The 16,843-nt window shown below is 72.3% G+C and carries 15 protein-coding genes and 1 pseudogene; 14 read left to right on the forward strand and 2 right to left on the reverse strand.

Translation table 11 applies throughout. The annotated features are described in order from the left end of the window. Window positions 1-2,355: a ComEC/Rec2 family competence protein gene (locus ABCS02_RS23935; RefSeq protein ID WP_345838208.1), complete on the forward strand. Its 2,355-nt coding sequence runs from the start codon at window positions 1-3 to the stop codon at window positions 2,353-2,355. A 4-nt stretch (window positions 2,356-2,359) separates the two neighbouring features. After that, window positions 2,360-3,406 carry a DNA polymerase III subunit delta gene (gene holA, locus ABCS02_RS23940; protein WP_345838209.1) on the forward strand — a complete coding sequence of 349 codons (1,047 nt, stop codon included), beginning with the start codon at window positions 2,360-2,362 and terminating at the stop codon, window positions 3,404-3,406. A 63-nt stretch (window positions 3,407-3,469) separates the two neighbouring features. Here the strand turns inward: holA and rpsT are convergent, their stop codons facing one another. Together rpsT and ABCS02_RS23950 are read right to left on the reverse strand one after the other, a co-directional pair. Continuing rightward, a complete protein-coding gene (gene rpsT, locus ABCS02_RS23945) occupies window positions 3,470-3,730 on the reverse strand; it encodes a 30S ribosomal protein S20 (protein WP_345838210.1) in 261 nt (86 codons plus the stop codon). A gap of 115 nt (window positions 3,731-3,845) precedes the next feature. Then, entirely contained in the window at window positions 3,846-4,586 is a 741-nt protein-coding gene (locus ABCS02_RS23950; protein ID WP_345838211.1) for an alpha/beta hydrolase, read from the reverse strand. 60 nt (window positions 4,587-4,646) lie between these two features. Between ABCS02_RS23950 and lepA the strand changes: the two genes are divergently transcribed. From lepA to era, 12 genes and pseudogenes are all read left to right on the forward strand, one after another. After that, on the forward strand, window positions 4,647-6,500 hold the full coding sequence (lepA, locus tag ABCS02_RS23955) for a translation elongation factor 4 (RefSeq protein WP_345838212.1): 1,854 nt from the start codon (window positions 4,647-4,649) through the stop codon (window positions 6,498-6,500). Window positions 6,501-6,546: 46 nt separating this feature from the next. Then, window positions 6,547-7,197 carry a DUF1990 family protein gene (locus ABCS02_RS23960; RefSeq protein WP_345838213.1) on the forward strand — a complete coding sequence of 217 codons (651 nt, stop codon included), beginning with the start codon at window positions 6,547-6,549 and terminating at the stop codon, window positions 7,195-7,197. Beyond that, window positions 7,197-8,417, forward strand: coding sequence for a radical SAM family heme chaperone HemW (gene hemW, locus ABCS02_RS23965; protein WP_345838214.1), 1,221 nt, complete (start codon window positions 7,197-7,199; stop codon window positions 8,415-8,417). The genes ABCS02_RS23960 and hemW overlap by 1 nt, the downstream gene beginning before the upstream one ends. A gap of 41 nt (window positions 8,418-8,458) precedes the next feature. Further along, the gene (locus tag ABCS02_RS23970) at window positions 8,459-9,502 is read left to right on the forward strand and encodes a hypothetical protein (protein WP_345838215.1); all 1,044 of its coding nucleotides are present in this window, start codon (window positions 8,459-8,461) and stop codon (window positions 9,500-9,502) included. Between the two features lie 76 nt (window positions 9,503-9,578). Continuing rightward, on the forward strand, window positions 9,579-10,619 hold the full coding sequence (hrcA, locus tag ABCS02_RS23975) for a heat-inducible transcriptional repressor HrcA (protein ID WP_345838216.1): 1,041 nt from the start codon (window positions 9,579-9,581) through the stop codon (window positions 10,617-10,619). 42 nt (window positions 10,620-10,661) lie between these two features. Continuing rightward, window positions 10,662-11,780 (forward strand): molecular chaperone DnaJ, encoded by a 1,119-nt coding sequence (dnaJ, locus tag ABCS02_RS23980; RefSeq protein ID WP_345838217.1) that lies wholly within the window; start codon window positions 10,662-10,664, stop codon window positions 11,778-11,780. A 3-nt stretch (window positions 11,781-11,783) separates the two neighbouring features. Beyond that, window positions 11,784-12,518, forward strand: a complete 735-nt coding sequence (locus ABCS02_RS23985) for a 16S rRNA (uracil(1498)-N(3))-methyltransferase (protein ID WP_345838218.1) — start codon at window positions 11,784-11,786, stop codon at window positions 12,516-12,518. Window positions 12,519-12,777: 259 nt separating this feature from the next. After that, window positions 12,778-13,125: an HIT domain-containing protein gene (locus ABCS02_RS23990; RefSeq protein WP_345838219.1), complete on the forward strand. Its 348-nt coding sequence runs from the start codon at window positions 12,778-12,780 to the stop codon at window positions 13,123-13,125. Between the two features lie 43 nt (window positions 13,126-13,168). Next, a complete protein-coding gene (locus tag ABCS02_RS23995; RefSeq protein ID WP_345838594.1) occupies window positions 13,169-14,188 on the forward strand; it encodes a PhoH family protein in 1,020 nt (339 codons plus the stop codon). Then, entirely contained in the window at window positions 14,185-14,661 is a 477-nt protein-coding gene (ybeY, locus tag ABCS02_RS24000) for an rRNA maturation RNase YbeY (protein ID WP_345838220.1), read from the forward strand. Before ABCS02_RS23995 ends, ybeY begins: the two co-directional genes overlap by 4 nt. Then, a pseudogene (locus ABCS02_RS24005) lies at window positions 14,658-15,946 on the forward strand (hemolysin family protein). The gene ybeY and the pseudogene ABCS02_RS24005 overlap by 4 nt, the downstream one beginning before the upstream one ends. Further along, on the forward strand, window positions 15,939-16,838 hold the full coding sequence (era, locus tag ABCS02_RS24010; protein WP_345838221.1) for a GTPase Era: 900 nt from the start codon (window positions 15,939-15,941) through the stop codon (window positions 16,836-16,838). Before ABCS02_RS24005 ends, era begins: the two are co-directional and overlap by 8 nt. Window positions 16,839-16,843 lie beyond the last annotated feature (5 nt).

Below are 16,843 nucleotides of genomic sequence, written 5' to 3' on the forward strand. Positions count from 1 at the left end.
ATGCTGCGGCGCGTGCGGATGCCGGCGGTGGCCGCGGCGGCGTGGGCCGCGGCCGGGGTGGTCGTGGGGCTGCCCGGGGTGAGCGGGCTCCTGCCCGCCGTGCTCGGGGCGGTGGCGGTCGGGGCGACGTTGGTGCTGGGTCTCGCGGGCTGCCGCGGGACAGACAGATACGGGCGGGCGGTACACCGGCTGCGGGGAGTGCTCGCGGTCCTGGCGGTGGCCGCAGCGGCGGCATCCGCGGCATCCGTCACGGTCGCGCTTGCGGAACCGGCGCGTGCGGGCGTGATCGCGTTCGTCGGCTCGGGCGGTCGCGCGGTCGAGGCGGGACTCGTCGTAACGGGGAAGATCGAGCCGGCGGCCTTCGGCGGGGTGCGGTTCGTCGCGACCACCGAGGCGGTCCGCGTCGGCCCCGAGACACGTCGTTTCGCGGTACCCGTCGAGGTGGAGGCGGCGTCGGTGCCCTCCGAGGTCGATGTCGGAGCACGGCTCGCGGTGTCCGGAACCGCCGGGTCGGGGGAGGCGGGGAAGCGCGAGACCCTCGTGCTGGACGCACGTGAGATCCGCGTCGAATCGTCTCCGGAGGGCGCCCTGGCGTGGACGGCGGAGCTGCGACGCGGGCTGGGCCGGGTCGTCGACGGCCTCCCGGAGCCGGGCGCGGGCCTCGTACCGGGGCTCGCGGTCGGCGACACCGGGTCTGTGGATCCCGCCCTCGACGACGCGATGAAGACGGCATCCCTGTCCCACCTGACCGCGGTCTCCGGGGCCAACTGCGTCGTGGTCGTCGGGATCGCGGTCGGGCTCGCCGCCGTCCTCGGGCTTCGACGCGGCTGGCGCGTCGTCGTCGGGCTCGGGGCCCTCGCCTTCTTCGTCCTACTCGTCACGCCCGAGGCCAGTGTCGTGCGCGCCGCGGTGATGGCGGCGATCGCGATGGTGGCCCTCGTTCTGGGACGCCGCGCGGCCGGCCTCGCCGTCCTGGCGCTCGCCGTGACCGTGGTGCTCGTTCTCGATCCGTGGCTGTCGCGGTCGCTGGGGTTCGCGCTGTCCGTGGCGGCGACGGCGGCGCTGCTCGTGCTCACCGGGCCCCTCACAGCCGGACTCGCGCGGCTGCTCCCTCGGGCCCTCGCCCTGGCGCTGGCCGTGCCGCTCGCAGCCCAGCTCGCGTGCGGCCCGCTCATGCTCCTCATCCGTCCCGAGGTGTCCCTCGCCGGCGTGGTCGCGAACCTCCTCGCCGATCCCGCGGCACCGCTCGCGACGGTCGCCGGGCTCGCGGCGTGCCTCGCGGCGCCGCTGCCGGTCCTGCAGGCGGGTCTCGCAGCGATCGCGTGGCTCCCGGCGGCGTGGATCGCGGGCGTCGCGACGACCGTGGCGGCCCTCCCGGGTGGCACGGTGCCCTGGGTGGACGGCCCGGTGGGGATCGCGGCTCTCGCCCTCGTGGGGGTCGTCGTGGTGGTCGCGATCGCGGGCGTCCGGTGGCGAGGCCGGGAGCGTCCCCGTACGCGTGCGGTCGCCGTCGCCGTGGTGGCGGTCCTCGTGGGTGCCGGCGTGGGGCAGTGGACCCTCACGACCGTCGCCGCGCCCTGGACCGTGCCCGCCGACTGGAGCATCGCGGCGTGCGACGTCGGTCAGGGCGACGCGATCGTCGTCCGCTCCGCCGGGCGGGTCATGATGATCGACACGGGGCCGGAACCGGAGCCGGCCCGCGGATGCCTCCGGCGCCTCGCCGTCGATCGCATCGACGTCCTCGTGCTCACGCACTACGACCTCGACCACGTCGGCGGCGTGGAGGCGGTCGCAGCCCGTGTCGGGCTCCTCCTGCACGGGCCGCCGGGCTCGCCCGCCGACGAACGCGTGCTCGATCGGGTCCGCGCCGAGCGGGTGCAGCAGGCATCCGCCGGGATGTCGGGCGAACTCGGCGGGGCGCACTGGTCCGTCGTGTGGCCGCCGGCGCGCAGCGCCGCGTTCCCGAGCGGCAACGCGGCGAGCATCGTCCTGTCGATCTCGGGCGGCGGCGTGCCCGCCTCGCTGTACCTCGCCGACCTGGACGCCGCGTCGCAGCGGGCGCTGGCCGCCTCCGGCAGGTTGCCCGTCCGCGCCGACGTCCTCAAGGTCGCCCATCACGGCAGCGCGGACCAGGATGCCGACCTGTACGCGCGCGTGGGCGCCCGGATCGCGCTCGTCTCGGTCGGCGCCGGGAACCGTTACGGCCACCCGCGCGACAGCACGCTCGCGATCCTCGAACGCACGCGCGCGGCAATCGCCCGTACGGACCGGGACGGCCTCGTTCTCGTGGCCGCCGACGAACGGGGACTCCGGCTCTGGCGCGACCACCGCCGTCGGCGGGGCCGATTACGCTGAAACCATGGCGGCGAACGGGCGACGAACGGCGGGTGCCCGCGCGGGCGGTTCCCGTTCGGCGATCCCGCAGGTGGCGTGGCGGGAGCCTCGGGCGGCGCCGATCGTCCTCGTGTCGGGCCCCGAGGAGATCTGCGCGGAGCGCGCGATCGCCGGCATCCGCGAGCTGCTGAAGGCGGAGGACCCGAGCCTCGAGGTCTCCGACATCCGCGCCGACGACTACGCGCCCGGCACCCTGCTCGCGGTCTCGTCGCCCTCCCTGTTCGGCGAGCCGCGACTCGTGCGGGTCACCGGGGTCGAGCGCTGCAGCGACGCCTTCCTCGCCGAGGCGATCTCGTATCTGGCGCAACCGCAGGACGGCGCCACGATCGTGCTGCGGCACACCGGCGCCACGCAGCGCGGCAAAAAGCTCCTCGACGCGATCCGTGCGGGCGAGGGCGGCGGGATCGAGATCGCGTGTCCGGCCGTCAAGCGCGACTCCGACCGGTTCGACTTCGCGGCCGCCGAGTTCCAGGCCGCGCGCAAGCGCATCGTCCCGGCCGCGCTCCGCGCGCTCGTCTCCGCCTTCGCGGAAGACCTCACCGAACTTGCGGCGGCGAGCCAGCAGCTGATCGCCGATGTCCCCGGCGACGTCACGGAGGACATCGTTCGGCGCTACTACGGCGGGAGGGTCGAGCTGTCGGCCTTCGCGGTAGCCGACACCGCGATCGCGGGCCGCTACGGGGAGTCGCTCATCGCGCTGCGCCAGGCGCTGGCATCCGGCGCCGACCCCGTGCCGCTCGTCGCCGCGATCGCGTCCAAGCTCCGCACGATGGCGCGCGTCGCCGGCAACCGCGAGCCGTCCGCGGCGCTCGCCGCGCGACTCGGGCTGAAGGACTGGCAGGTCGACCGCGCGCGCCGCGACCTGTCCGGCTGGAGCGAGGCATCCCTCGGGCTCGCGATCCAGGCGACCGCCCGGGCGGACGCCGAGGTGAAGGGCGGTTCCCGCGACTCGGTCTTCGCACTCGAGCGGCTCGTGACCGTGATCTCGACCCGCGCCCCCTTCGGCTCCTGACGCCCCCATCACCCGGAAACGACGAAGGCCCGCCGGAGCGGGCCTTCGTGCGGAACAGGGGGCTCAGAGAGCGGCGACCTGCTTCGCGATCGCGGACTTGCGGTTCGCGGCCTGGTTCTCGTGGATGACGCCCTTGCTGACGGCCTTGTCGAGCTTCCGGGTCGCCTTCGCGAGCGCGGCCTCGGCGGCGGCCTTGTCGCCCGCGGCGACGGCCTCGCGGGTGCGGCGCACCTCGGTCTTCAGCTCGCTCTTGACGGCCTTGTTGCGCTCGCGCGCCAGCTCGTTGGTCTTGTTTCGCTTGATCTGCGACTTGATGTTCGCCACGTGTCGGTATCTCTTTCGTTGAAAGACGGATGGTGGATGCCCGGCGCCATAGGAGAGGGATGCCGCCCGGCGGTCGTGAGGGTCGAACCCACACGCAAGCCAAAAATGGAGCTTATCACTTCACGGCGGGTGACCCGGTCCGCTGCTCGATCGTCGCGAGCGCGAGGTTCAGGATCGCGTTGAACACCTCCGGGCGCATGGCCGTGAGCAGGTGCGTCGTGCGGGGAACCACGATGAGCTCGGCCTCGCGGGCCGTCCGTAGGAACAGGCGCTCGTTGATCCGCAGCTGGTCGTACTGGCCGTTGACGAACCAGATCGGCACCTCGATGCGCGCGAGCGCGGCCAACACGTCGAGCCCGGCGAGCGTCCGCAGCGCGTAGTCCTGCGTGTCGAGCGCGAAGCCGCCCGCGCCGAAGTCGAACCGCGTCTCGGGGGGCAGGGTGCGGTCGAGCACGCGATCGGCGAGCCACATCCCGCGGTCCGGCAGCGCATCGAGCCCCCGGGCGAGGAGGCGGTAGGTCGCGAGCCCCGCGCCGCGCGGCACCGCCGTGCAGGACCCGGCGATGAGCCCGGAGATCGGCGGCGGATCGGCGCGACCCGCGTACTCCATCGTGAGCAGGCCGCCCATGGAGTGCCCCACGAGCAGCACCGGCCCCTCCTCAGCGGCGGCCATCACGGCGTTGTCGATCGTGCGGAACACCTCGGCGAGCGAGAACTCCTCGGTCATCCGCGACCCGTGGCCGGGTAGGTCCACCGCGACCGCCGGGTTGCCGCGATCCGCGAGATACGCGAGCTGCGCGCGCCACATGGTCGCGGACGTGCGAATGCCGTGCACGAGCACGACGTTCACGGCCATGCCAGCAGCGTAGGCGGCGAAACCTTCGCGGAGCGCGAGCGCCGGTAGAATCGCACGGATATGTCCCCGCGCGCCCTGCATCCTCTCGAGCCGTCGTCGACACCGCCCGGGTCGATCCGGAACTTCTGCATCATCGCGCACATCGACCACGGCAAGTCCACGCTCGCCGACCGGATGCTGCAGATCACCGGCGTCGTGGCGGACCGCGACATGCGCGCGCAGTACCTCGATCGCATGGACATCGAGCGCGAGCGCGGCATCACGATCAAGAGCCAGGCCGTGCGGATGCCGTGGCAGGCGGGCGCGGAGACGTACGCGCTCAACATGATCGACACGCCGGGACACGTCGACTTCACGTACGAGGTGAGCCGCTCGCTCGCGGCGTGCGAGGGTGCGGTCCTGCTCGTGGACGCGGCGCAGGGCATCGAGGCGCAGACCCTCGCGAACCTGTACCTCGCCCTCGAGAACGATCTCCAGATCATCCCGGTCCTCAACAAGATCGACCTTCCCGCCGCCGATCCCGAGAAGTTCGCGAAAGAGCTCGCGAACCTCATCGGCGGCGACCCGGCGGACGTCCTCCGGGTGAGCGGCAAGACCGGCCAGGGCGTCGAGGAGCTCCTCGACCGGATCGTCGAGCGCATCCCCGCCCCGACCGGGCAGGCGGATGCGCCGGCCCGCGCCATGATCTTCGACTCGGTGTACGACGCGTACCGCGGCGTCGTGACGTACGTCCGGATGGTGGACGGCAAGCTCGAGCCGCGCGAGCGGATCCAGATGATGTCGACGAAGGCGACCCACGACCTGCTCGAGATCGGCGTCTCCAACCCCGAGCCGACCCCGACGAAGGGGCTCGGCGTTGGCGAGGTCGGATACCTCATCACGGGCGTCAAGGACGTGCGCCAGTCCAAGGTCGGCGACACGATCACGAACGCGCGCAAGCCCGCGACCGACGCGCTCCCCGGCTACACCGATCCCAAGCCGATGGTGTTCTCCGGCATCTACCCGATCGACGGCAGCGACTACGCCGACCTCCGCGAGGCGCTCGACAAGCTCAAGCTGTCGGATGCCGCGCTGCAGTACGAGCCGGAGACCTCGGTCGCGCTCGGCTTCGGCTTCCGGTGCGGGTTCCTGGGGCTCCTGCACCTCGAGATCATCACGGAGCGGCTGTCGCGCGAGTTCGACCTCGACCTCATCACGACCGCGCCGAGCGTCATCTACCGCGTCACGACCGACACCGGCGAGACCGTCGTTGTCACGAACCCGAGCGAGTACCCGGACGGGCGGGTCGCGTCGGTCGCCGAGCCGATGGTGAAGGCCGCGATCCTCACTCCCAAGGACTACGTCGGCACCGTCATGGAGCTGTGCCAGTCGCGTCGTGGCTCCCTCCTCGGCATGGACTACCTCAGCGAGGATCGCGTCGAGCTCCGCTACAACATGCCCCTCGGCGAGATCGTGTTCGACTTCTTCGACCAGCTGAAGTCGCGCACGCAGGGCTACGCGAGCCTCGACTACGAGCCGGCCGGCGAGCAGGAGGCCGACCTCGTGAAGGTCGACATCCTCCTGCAGGGCGAGAAGGTCGACGCGTTCAGCTCGATCGTGCACCGCGAGAAGGCATACTCCTACGGCACGATGATGGCCGAGCGGCTGCGGAAGCTCATCCCGCGCCAACAGTTCGAGGTGCCGATCCAGGCCGCGATCGGCGCGCGGATCATCGCGCGCGAGACGATCCGCGCGATCCGCAAGGACGTGCTCGCGAAGTGCTACGGCGGCGACATCACCCGCAAGCGCAAGCTCCTCGAGAAGCAGAAAGAGGGCAAGAAGCGCATGAAGATGGTCGGCCGGGTCGAGGTCCCGCAGGAGGCGTTCATCGCGGCCCTCTCCGGCGACGTCGAGACCGGCCCGGGCAGCAAGTAACGGGTGTCCCGTGAGCACTCAGCAGTCCTCGCATAGGCTGGGCGACATGCGACGGAAGACGTTCCGGGATGAGACGGTCGACTACGCGGCCGTCGGGGCCTCGCAGGCATCCGACCTCATGCAGTACCCGCCGGAGCGGAGCATTCCCGCCGAGGAGTCATGGCGGCTCGGCAGCGGGGAGGCCCGGTTTGCGTCCGCGGCGGAGGCGCTTCTGTCGTGGCGGCCGCTGCGCGACGGCGGCCTGTCGGTCAGCGACGTGCGCCCGGCGCAGGGCCCGACCTACACCGGCGTCGGTTTCGACGAGGACGGCACTCCCGTCGCGCCCACGAAGCTCGAGCGCGAGCAGCGGTTCGACGCGGACGGGACACCGTTCGTCGGCCCCGGCACGACGATCCGCGTGCGCGGCCATGTCGGCGGCATGAACGCCGACGCCGAACTGCGCGTCATCCTCGCCGTCGAGGAGGATCGCCGCGTCGGCTTCGCCCTCGGCACCGTCGGCGGCTCGGTCGTGAGCGGCGAGGAGTCGTTCATGGTCGACTGGCTCCCGAGCGACGAGGTGTGGTTCACGGTCCGCGCGTTCGACGCGCCCGTCGCGCTGCCGTACCGGATGCTGCCGTGGCTCACGCGCCGCCGCCGCCGCGAACTGTTCGGCCGCTACCTGCGCGCGATCTCGCCGCTGTTCGCCTCCGCCGTCTGATGCCCGGAGCCCTCCCGCTGGGCGATCCCGCACCGCTCGACGGCGCCCTGCCGCCGGACCTCCCGATCGACCGCGACACCGATTTCGGGGTCTACCTCCATGTGCCGTTCTGCCGGGTCCGGTGCGGGTACTGCGACTTCAACACGTATACCGCGACGGAGCTGCGCGGCGTGAGCCAGGCCTCGTACGCGGACAGCGCCATCCGGGAGATCACGCTGGCGCGGCGCGTCCTGGGCGACGCGGCTGCCGAGCGGCCGGCATCCACGGTGTTCTTCGGCGGCGGCACGCCGACGCTCCTCCCGCCCGGCGATCTCGCGCGGATGCTGACGGCGGTGCGCGACGGGTTCGGCCTGCGCGCCGGGGCCGAGGTCACAGTCGAGGCGAACCCGGACACCGTCACGGAGGCGGTCGCCGCGGAGCTGGCCGCCGCCGGCGTCACGCGCCTGTCGATCGGGATGCAGTCCGCGGTCCCGGCCGTGCTGGCGACCCTCGACCGGACGCACGATCCCGCCCGCGTCGAGAGCGCGGTCGCCGCGGCGCGTGCCGCCGGCCTCGACGTGAGCCTCGACCTCATCTATGGCACGCCCGGGGAGTCGCTCGACGACTGGCGGCGGTCGCTCGATGCCGCGCTCGCACTCGCGCCCGACCATGTGTCGGCGTACGCGCTCATCGTGGAGGAGGGCACGCAGCTCGAGCGCCGCATCCGTCGCGGAGAGCTCGTCCCCCCGGACGACGACCTGCACGCCGACATGTACGAGCTCGCGGACGCCGTTCTCGGCGAGGCGGGCTTCGGCTGGTACGAGGTCTCGAACTGGGCGCGCGGCGACGAGCACCGCTCGCGCCACAATCTGGCGTACTGGCGGGGGACCGACTGGTGGGGCGTCGGGCCCGGCGCCCACAGCCACGTCGCGGGCCTGCGCTGGTGGAACGTGAAGCATCCCGCGGCCTACGCGCAGCGCGTGGATGCCGCGGAGTCGCCCGCGGCGGGGCGCGAGCGGCCGGACGCGGACGCGCGGCGTCTCGAGGAGGTGCTGCTGCGGTCGCGGCTCGCGGACGGTATGCCGATCGACCTCGCGACCTCCGCCGGCCGGCGCGCCGTAGCGGGTCTCATCGCGGACGGACTGGTGGATGCCGCGGCTGCGCTGCGCGGCCGGATCGTGCTCACCCTCCGCGGCCGCCTCCTCGCCGACGCCGTCGTGCGCGCCCTCACGGCTGTGTAAAGGCGGCCCGCGGACCCCTCGGGAGTGGTTAGCATGTTCGCATGCTCTCGTGGAGCGTGCAGGGCGCACCCACGGGGAAGGGGATCATCATGAGGTTCGAGGAGTTCGTGGGTGCGTACCCGCGTACGTATGTGCCCGTCCGCCGGCCGAGTCGGGTGCCATCCGACTTCATCGTGTTCGAGGGCTTCCAGCGCGGTTTCAGCCGGCTGCTGCACGAGTTCCTCAGCGGGGAGCCCGAGGAGGGGCTCCGCTCGTCCTTCCTGCGGCTCGACGCGGAATGGGATGCGTGGGGCGCGGGCCGGCTCGACCAGCTCGTCCGCGACGTCTCGCCGCAGACGGAGGCGGAGACGGATTTCGACGGTCCCGGCCTGCTCGTGTTCGGCCAGCTGACGTTCGCGATGCGGGAGAGCTGGCGGCATGTCTTCCTCGGCGAGCGGATGACGGGCGTCGAGCGGCGGCGGATGCAGCTGTTCCTGTCCGGCCTGTCGGTCAACGTGCAGAAGGCGCGCGAATGGGCCGCGGGGGAGGAGGAGGACCCGGTCCGGGCCGCGGCGCGGCTCGCGATCCAGGCCGGGATGCTGACCGAGTTCGACACCGCGGTGCTCCTCCTCGAGCTCGCGAAGCAGCATCCGTGGCTCGTGGTCCTACCGGCCCCGGCGGCGTTCGAGGCCGCCGCCGGACGCGCCAACGCCGACCTCGTCCTGCTGGACCTGGAGCGACGCGAGGCGCTCGGGGTGCAGGTCAAGACCCGCATCCGGGATCCGCGCGTCGTGCTGCACTATCGCGGCGATCGCGTGGTCCTCGTCGACGGCTGGACCGACCTCGGCAACACGCGGCTCGTCGAGATCGCCCGCCGGTCGGATCAGCGCCTCGTGTCCTGGCCGGGGCTCATCAGCGCCCACTACCTCGGCAGCCGCAGCAACGCCTCGCAGGACATCCTGCGCGCCGGGAATCGGGGCTGGTTGACCGGGATGCGCGACGAGGCGCGTCGTTTGACGGTCGGCACGACGGACTTCCGGCGGCGGGCGCTGTCGGCGGTGCGCGACCGGATCCTCGACCGGTTCTCCCGCACGGCGCGCACCTGAAGGGGGCGTCCTCCGTCCGCCCGTCGGATAGAATTGGCACTCAATACGGGTGAGTGCCAATGATCCGGGAGGGGACATGGTCAGCGAACGCGGGCTCGAGGTCCTCCGGGCGATCGTGCAGGACTACGTGGAGACGCACGAGCCGGTCGGCAGCAAGGCGATCGTCGAGCGGCACGCCTTCGGCGTGTCCGCGGCCACGATCCGTAACGACATGGCTCAGCTGGAGGACGAGGAGCTGATCTCCGCTCCGCACACGTCGTCCGGCCGCGTGCCGACGGACAAGGGCTATCGCGTGTTCGTCGATCACCTCGCGACCCTGCGGCCGCTGTCGAGCGCCCAGCGCGCCGCGATCGCCGCGTTCCTCGACACTCCCGGCGACCTCGACGACCTGCTCTCGCGCACGGTCCGGGCGCTGACGCAGCTGACCGGCCAGGTCGCGCTCGTGCAGTACCCGTCGTTCGCGCGGGCGACCGTGACGCACCTGGAGCTGGTCGCGCTCGGCGGGGTGCGGGTGCTCGTCATCCTCGTGACCGACATCGGCCGGGTGTCGCAGCGGATCGCGTTCGTCCGGGAGGAGCTCGACGAGACCGAGCTCGCGCTCGTGCGCGCGCGCGTCGCGACGATCGTCGCGGGCTGGCCGGTGCGAGACGGTGCGCAGCGCGCGGCCGATGCGCTCGCGCGCGACTTCGTGGCCGCGAGCCGGACGGATGTTGCGGCATCCGCGGTGCTCCGGGTCGTGGAAGAGGAGCTGGAGGACTTCCGGCAGGACCGGCTCGTGATGGCGGGCGCGGCGAACCTCGCTCGCCGCGAGTCCGACTTCCGCGGCAGCATCTACCCGCTCCTGGAGGCGATCGAGGAGCAGGTCACGCTGCTGCGGCTCATGAGCGAGATGCAGACCGACGAGCATCGGCTCGCCGCGAGCATCGGGCGGGAGAACGAGCCGTTCGGCCTCGCGGAGGCATCCGTCGTCGCGAGCGACTACGACACGGCCGGGACACCGGCGCGCATCGGCGTGCTCGGCCCCACCCGCATGGACTATCCGACGAACCTCGCCGCCGTCCGGGCGGTCGCGCACTACCTGACGCGACTGCTCGACGAGGACGAGAGCTCCCGCTGACGGCGGACGATCACCCGCCGGGCGGCGGGCAGGAAGGCGAACGTGGCTGACCATTACGAGGTGCTCGGCGTCCCGCGCGATGCGTCCCAGGACGACATCAAGAAGGCGTACCGCCGGCTCGCGCGCGAGCTGCATCCGGATGTCAATCCGAGCGAGGAGGCGGTCGAGCGCTTCAAGCTCGTGACGCACGCGTACGACGTGCTCAGCGATCCGGAGCAGCGCCGTCGCTACGACATCGGCGGCGACTCGAGTCCGTTCGGCGGGGCGGGGGGCGCGGCCGGCTTCGGCGGGTTCGACGACATCTTCCAGAGCTTCTTCGGCAACGGCGGGGCGCGCGCGGCGCGCCCGCGGTCGCGGCGCGAGCGGGGACAGGACGCGCTCGTGCGGGTCACGCTCGACCTCGGCGACGTCGTGTTCGGCGTGCACCGCGACATCGAGGTCGACACCGCGGTCCTCTGCGAGACGTGCCAGGGTTCGTGCTGCCAGCCGGGCACGGCGCCGGTCACGTGCGACATCTGCCAGGGCTCGGGCCACGTCCAGCGGACGGTACGGAGCCTGCTGGGCAACGTCGTCACGACGCAGCCGTGCGCGACCTGCCAGGGGTACGGCACCACGATTCCGTACCCGTGCGCGACCTGCCAGGGCCAGGGGCGCGTGCGTTCGCGCCGCACCGTGTCGGTCGACATCCCGGGCGGCGTGGAGACGGGCCTGCGGCTGCAGCTGCCCGGATCCGGCGAGGTCGGGCCGGCCGGCGGCCCACACGGCGACCTCTACCTCGAGGTCACGGTCGCGCACCACGACGCGTTCTCGCGAGACGGCGACGACCTGCTCGCGACGCTCGAGGTGTCGATGCCGGATGCGATCCTCGGCGCGAAGACCACGATCCAGTCGCTCGACGGTCCGGTGGACCTGGAGGTGCGCCCCGGGGTGCAGGCCGGGGACGTCCTCACGATCAAGGGGCGTGGGATCACGCCGCTGCGCGGAAACCAGCGCGGCGACCTCCGGGTCGGCGTCCACGTCGTCACGCCGACGCGCCTCGACGCGAAGGAGCGCGCGCTCATCGAGGAGTTCGCGAAGAAGACCAAGGCGCCCGCGCCCCGGCTCGCCGAGTTCCAGCAGGGCCTGTTCGCGCGCCTGCGCGACCGCTTCCGGAACGGCTGACGGATGCCGCTGCACTTCGTCGCCGAGGAGGCCTCGGGAGCCCAGCCAGGCGCGCGCGTCGCGCTGACCGGGGCCGAGGCGCATCACGCGGCGACGGTGCGCCGGCTCCGCGTCGGCGAGGAGGTCACGCTCGGGGACGGGCGGGGGGCCTGGCTCACCGGCGTGTGCACCGCCGTGTCGCCGCGCGAGGTGGTCGTGGAGGTCGCGTCGCGTCGGGACGTGCCGGCGCCCGCGCCGCGGCTCGTGCTCGTGCAGGCGCTCGCGAAGGGCGACCGGGACGAGCTGGCCGTGCAGGCGGCGACCGAGCTCGGGGTATCCGAGATCGTGCCGTGGCAGGCGGCGCGGAGCGTATCGCGGTGGGGGGATGCCACGAAGGTCGAGAAGGGCCGGCTCCGGTGGGAGACGATCGCGCGGGAGGCCGCGAAGCAGGCGCACCGCGCGTGGCTCCCCGAGGTCGGGGGGCTCGCGACGCTCCCCGCGCTCGTGGCCCGGACCGAGACCGCGCGTGTGCTCGTGCTGGATCCCGAGGCGGATGCCGCGCTATCCGGCATCCGCCCGGACGACCGTCGCGATCTCGTGTTCGTCGTCGGCCCCGAGGGCGGGATCGCCCCCGAGGAGCGGGACGCCCTCGCCGCAGCCGGAGCCGAGCCCGTTCGGCTCGGGGACACGGTCCTGCGCACCTCGACGGCCGGCCCCGCCGCCCTCGCGGTCGCCAACGTCCTCCTCGCCCGCTGGTAGCCCCGGCCCCCTCGGCCCGACACGCGCCCTTCCGCCTGTCCACCTCCCGAAGGGGTGTTCACCTCCCCGAGGGGGTGTCCACCTCTCCGTGAGAACGCGCGTATGTCACGGACATACCCCAAATTCGTGACACAAGCGCGTTCTCGCGGGGGTGGGGGCCGGGTCGGGGGTGCCGGTGGGGACGGGGACGGGGGCGTCGGGAGCAGGGGGCGTGGGGGATACGGGGGCGGGCGGGACGAGCGCGGATAGACTGGCGGATATGACCGAAGCCTCGATCTTCACGCGCATCCTGCAGGGCGACATCCCCGCGGAGATCGTCGCGGAGACCGACCGTGTCTTTGTCATCCGGGACATCAACCCGAAGGCGCCGGTGCACCTCCTGGCGATCCCGAAGACGGGGGAGTACCGCGACGTCACCGAGCTCGCGGCCGGCGACCCGGGCCTCCTCGCCGAGCTGGTCGAGGTCGCGAGCGACGCGGCCGCGCGGTTCTCGGACGGCGACTTCCGGCTCGTCTTCAACACGGGCGCCGGAGCGGGGCAGACCGTCTTCCACGTGCACGCGCACGTTCTCGCCGGCGGCCTGTCGGAGGCGAGCCTCGGTGGCTGACGCCGAACCGATCGTCGAGCGCCTCTACGCGGACGGCGTCGCGATGGTGCAGCTGCTCGGCCCCCAGGACCGGCTGCTGCGGGTCGTGGAGCGCGAGCACCCCGGGGTCGACGTGCACGTCCGCGGCAACGAGATCACCCTGACCGGGGAGGCGGATGCCGTGGCCGGCGCCCGCGTGCTCGTCGAGGAGCTGCTGACCATGACGCGGGAGGGCTACGACCTGGCCCCGGTCGACGTGCAGGCCTCGGACCGGATCCTGCGCACCGACGCGGACGCGCGGCCGTCCGAGGTCCTGGGCGAGCCGATCGTGTCGTCGCGCGGGCGGCTGATCCGCCCGAAGACGCTCGGGCAGCGGGGGTACGTCGACGCGATCGAGGAGAACACGATCGTGTTCGGGATCGGTCCCGCGGGGACCGGCAAGACCTACCTGGCGATGGCGAAGGCCGTGCAGGCCCTCCAGCGCAAGGAGGTCAGCCGCATCATCCTCAGCCGTCCGGCGATCGAGGCCGGCGAGCGGCTCGGCTTCCTGCCCGGCTCGCTCAACGACAAGATCGATCCGTACCTCCGGCCGCTCTACGACGCGCTCAACGAGATGATGGACCCGGAGATCGTGCCGAAGCTCATGGCGAGCGGGACGATCGAGGTCGCGCCGCTCGCCTACATGCGCGGACGGACGCTGAACGACTCGTTCGTCGTGCTCGACGAGGCGCAGAACACGACGCCCGAGCAGATGAAGATGTTCCTGACCCGCCTCGGCTTCGGCACGAAGATGGTCGTCACCGGCGACATCACGCAGGTCGACCTGCCCCAGGGCGCATCCGGACTGCGGCTCGTGACGCGCGTGCTCTCGAACATCGACGACATCCACTTCACGTATCTCACGAGCGCGGACGTCGTCCGACACACGCTCGTGGGGCGCATCGTCGACGCGTACACCGAGTACGACGAGCGACGGATGGCGGATCGCCGGGAGCGCGAGGAGGCCACGGAGTTCGTGAACCGGATGGACCGACGCCGCACGGGCGCACCGCGCGATCATCTCCCCAAGCGAGGACGCTCATGACGATCGAGATCAGCAACGAGTCCGGGATGGCGATCGACGAGACCGTCCTCCTGCGGCTCGCGGAGCACGACCTCGCCGAGCTGCACGTGAGCTCCGAGGCCGATCTCGCGATCCTGCTCGTCGACGAGGGCGCCATGGAGGCGCTGCACGTGCAGTGGATGGACGAGCCCGGTCCGACCGACGTCCTGAGCTTCCCGATGGACGAGCTGCGGCCCGGCACCGAGGACCTGCCGACCCCGCCGGGCCTGCTCGGCGACATCGTGCTGTGCCCGCAGGTCGCGGAGGCCCAGGCGAAGGCCGCGACCCCGCCGCAGTCGACCCTCGACGAGCTCGTCATGCTGACGACCCACGGGCTCCTGCACCTCCTCGGCTTCGATCACGCCGAGCCGGAGGACGAGCGCGAGATGTTCGGCCTCCAGCGCCAGCTCATCTCCTCGTTCCAGGCCGCGGAGCGGAGGCGGAGCCGGGCGTGACCGCAGCTCTTCTGCTGGTCGCCGCGATCCTCCTCGTCGCCTTCGGCGGTCTCATGGCCGCGATCGACGCCGCCCTCGGCGTGACCTCGCGACAGGAGCTCGTCGAGGCGGGCGAGGGACGCAGCGACGCGCTGCGGAGGATCGCCGCCGATCCGGACGCGCACGTCAACGCGGTCGCGTTCATCCGCGTGCTCGCGGAGACGGCCGCGGCGGTGCTCGTGACGGTCGCCTTCACGCTCCTGTTCGAGAACATCTGGTGGGCGATGCTGGCCGCCGCGGTCCTCATGACGGGTGTCACGTTCGTCCTCGTGGGGGCGAGCCCGCGCTCGGTGGGGCGGCGGCACGCGCGCGGGCTGCTGCGCGCGACGGCGCCGATCGTCCGCGGCGTCCGCATCATCCTCGGTCCGCTCGCGACGGCGCTCGTGTTCATCGGCGACCGCGTCACCCCGGGGGCCGGGCGCGGGGTGTCGTTCGACTCGGAGGAGCAGCTCCTCAGCATGCTCGACGAGGCCGCGTCGAACGACCTCATCGAGGCCGACGACCGCGACCTCATCCACTCGGTGTTCGACTTCACCGACACGTACGTCCGCTCCGTCATGGTGCCGCGCACCGACATGGTGACCGTGCCCGCCACCGCCCCGACCCGCGAGGCGATGCGCCTCTTCCTCGACACGGGCGTCTCCCGCGTCCCGGTCGTCGGCGACGACCAGGACGACGTCGTGGGCGTCCTCTACCTGAAGGACCTCGTGCAGTTCGCGTTCCGCGACGAGGTCGGCTGGCGCGACGCGCCGCTCGCGCGGATCGCCCGCCCCGCCGTTTTCGTGCCGGAGTCGATGCGGGCCGAGTCGCTGCTGCAGCAGATGAAGAAGGATGCCGTGCACGTGTGCCTCGTCGTGGACGAGTACGGGGGCATCGCGGGGCTCTCGTGACACTCGAGGACCTCATCGAGGAGCTCGTGGGCGACATCTCCGACGAGTACGACGCGCGCATCGAGGACGTCGTCGCGCTCGAGCCGGGGCGCTACCGTGTGAGCGCACGGATGCCGCTGGACGAGGTCGGCGAGCTCTTCGGCGTCGAGCTAGAGGACGAGGAGGTCGACACCGTCGGCGGCCTGCTCGCGAAGGTGCTGGGGCAGGTGCCGCAGCCGGGGGCGACGGCGGAGTATGCGGGGCTCGTGCTCACGGGCGCGACCTCGCGCGGCCGGGGCCGGGGGATCGCGACGGTCTTCGTGGAGCGGGCTCCCGAAGAGCGCAAGACCGAGAAGCACGGGAGGAAACGTGGCTGAGACACCGTTCCGGAGCGGGTTCGCGACGTTCGTCGGGCGCCCGAACGTCGGGAAGTCGACGCTCATGAACGCGCTGGTTGGCGAGAAGATCGCGATCACGAGCGACAAGCCCCAGACGACGCGGCGCGCGATCCGCGGCATCCTGAACCGCGACGACGGGCAGCTCGTGATCGTGGACACCCCGGGCGTCCACCGCCCGCGGACGCTGCTCGGGCAGCGCCTCAACGACCTCGTGGAGACCGTGCTCGGCGACGTCGACGTCATCGCGATGTGCGTGCCGGCGACCGAGAAGGTCGGACCGGGGGATCGCCGCATCGCGGAGTCCCTCGACGGCTACCCGCGCGCGAAGAAGGTCGCGCTGGTGACCAAGACGGATGCCGCGAGCCGCGAGCAGATCGCGGAGCGCCTGATCGAGGTCGACGTGCTGCGCACGGACTGGGCCGCCGTCATCCCGGTGTCAGCGGTCGAGGGCGTGCAGCTCGACGTGCTGACCGACGAGCTCGTCGCTCTGCTGCCCGAGGGGCCGGCGCTGTACCCGGACGACGTCGTCACCGACGAGTCGGTCGAGGAACGGATCGCGGAGATCATCCGCGAGGCGGCGCTCGAGGGCGTCCGTGACGAGCTGCCGCACTCGCTCGCGGTCGTGGTTCAGGACGTCGCGGCGCGCGAGGACAGCGACCTGACCGACGTGTACGCCGACCTCATCGTCGAGCGGGACAGCCAGAAGGCGATCGTGATCGGCCGGCGCGGCTCGCGTCTGAGCGACGTCGGCGCACGGGCGCGGGCGGGCATCGAGCCGCTCGTCGGCACGCGCGTGTTCCTCTCCCTTCACGTCCGCGTGGCGAAGGAGTGGCAGCGCGACCCGAAGCAGCTCGGCCGCCTCGGGTTCTGAACCGG

The sequence above is a fragment of the Microbacterium sp. X-17 genome (assembly GCF_039615055.1).